Annotated in this window: 1 protein-coding gene; it reads left to right on the top strand. The window is 60.6% G+C overall.

Features of this window, described 5'->3' with window-relative positions; all coding sequences use genetic code 11:
* On the top strand, nucleotides 1-1,079 hold a 1,079-nt coding region (locus BG61_RS38275; RefSeq protein ID WP_035943544.1), incomplete at its 5' end, for a CYTH and CHAD domain-containing protein.
* Nucleotides 1,080-1,965: the final 886 nt, after the last annotated feature.

Raw genomic sequence — 1,965 nt, 5'->3', positions numbered from 1 at the left:
TGCCCCTGATGCTTGATAGCCGTCTTAAAAAATGCGGCGTCGAAATGGAGCTGAAGCGTGGCGAGCCGCACCCGTTGTACGAGATTGCGTTAAAGCTGCTCGACAGCGTGCCGTTGCGGATCGATCACCTCAGCAAGGGGGACCGCGGTTATGAGTTGCTCGTTCAGGAGCAAACAGCGCCAGTCCGTGCGCAGCCCCTCAAGTTGAAAAAGCGCGATACCGTTGAAGATGCGTTTCGCCGGATTGCGACAAATTGTCTCGCGCAAGTTCACGGCAACGAGCGCGGCGTGGTGTCCGGGCATGATCCGTCGAGCGTGCATCAGATGCGTGTCGGCCTCCGGCGTTTGCGCTCCGCATTAGATCCTTTCGAGGGCCAGATTGCCGCGCCCGCGGGGTTGCAGGAGGAACTCAGATGGATCGCGGGCGAACTCGGCGGCGCACGGGACTGGGAAGTCCTTGCCGGCTCGACGTTGAAGCAGGCTTTCGAGCCGGTCTCCGACGAGCGCGACGCCGTGTCGTTTCGTCAGGCGGCCAAGGAAATGGCAACGGAGAACCGCGCACGGGCGGCGTCTGCCGTCGACTCGGTGCGCTATACCCGGCTGGTGCTCGAAGTCACCCGTTGGGTCGAAACATCCGGATGGCGCGAGGGCCGCACGGATGAGGAGCGACAGGCGTTAAACGCTCCGGTGAAAAAATTCGCCAGCAAGGCGTTGTACCGTCGACATAAGAAGTTGATCAGCCGCCGCAGGAATCTGGCCGAGCTCGACGATGAATCCCGCCACCGCGCCCGCATTGCGGCGAAGAAACTGCGCTACGCGGCGGAGTTCTTTGCCTCGCTGTATTCCAAACGGGCGGTGGCCCACTACACCAGCGCACTCAGCGAACTGCAGGACGACCTGGGTTGGCGCAACGATATGGTGGTTGCCGACGAACTTCTGAAGTCGCTGCCGGTCAGCCGACCCGAAACGGCCGCAGGAGCGAGCTTCGCGCGTGGCTATCTGGCGTCGCGGGTTGCGACCGATCATGACGCATTGAGGTCGTTATGGAAACGCTTTAAACGCTTATCGCCGCCGCAGTAGGCGACGATTTTTCGCTCGATCAAGCGCTTACTGCTGCGAAATTTTCGTCGAACGCACCAATCGTTTCAGCGGTGCCCGAATCGCAGGCGGCGCACCAAACATCAATGCAATCAGCGAACTGGCGCATCCCTGCCGGAGATATCCACAGGGTTAGTCACACAAATTGGGGATATTTGTATGAGGGTACGTGCGGTGGTGGCCGCGCCGCATGAAACCGATCAGGCCTGCCCCGACGCGGCGCCGCGCAGGAACGTCGCGACTCGGCCGCTCACTCATCCCCGTCTGCCTTCGGCCAAGCGTACGGTTGTGCTCGATGCTGATCCAAGACGAAAATGAGATCGCGCTCACTCGGGCTCGTGCCCCATGTGCTACCGCCGGCCGCGGACGCAATCGTCATCCAAGAGTGCGGCGGGAACGATTCAGCTACGATGACACCATTTTTCATAATACGAAGTCGGCCCGTGCTCCGATCGAATTCGGCCTTTACGATGATGTCGCCGTACTCCTTGCTCACCGACGTGACATGGTTAGCCATAGACGTCCTCTATCAGCTCGATCGATCGATCGGACGAAGTGTTGCAGGTGTTCTGAAAGCTAGGGTAGCGGCCCCGACGCGGCGCTGCGCAGGAACGTCGCGACTCGGCCGCTCACTCATCCCCGTCTGCCTTCGGCCAAGCGTACGGTTGTGCGCCATATCAGCATCACGATAGCGCGTCACACGACGCGTGACGCGACGCACTGCGTCGAAATTTTGCAAGCCAGCGCGCGCGGCTGCATCTACACGGGAATACATGCAGGCGGGTTTCGGAGGCACACCAGCCATTCGAACGTCCGCAGGATCGCTTCCGTGAGTGGCAGATACTGGCCGAACCCAGAACTTTTTGCA

The organism is Caballeronia glathei (assembly GCF_000698595.1).
Classification (GTDB): Bacteria; Pseudomonadota; Gammaproteobacteria; order Burkholderiales; family Burkholderiaceae; genus Caballeronia; species Caballeronia glathei.
The sequence above is the reverse complement of the archived record's forward strand: the minus strand, read 5'-3'. Positions and strand labels throughout refer to the sequence as shown.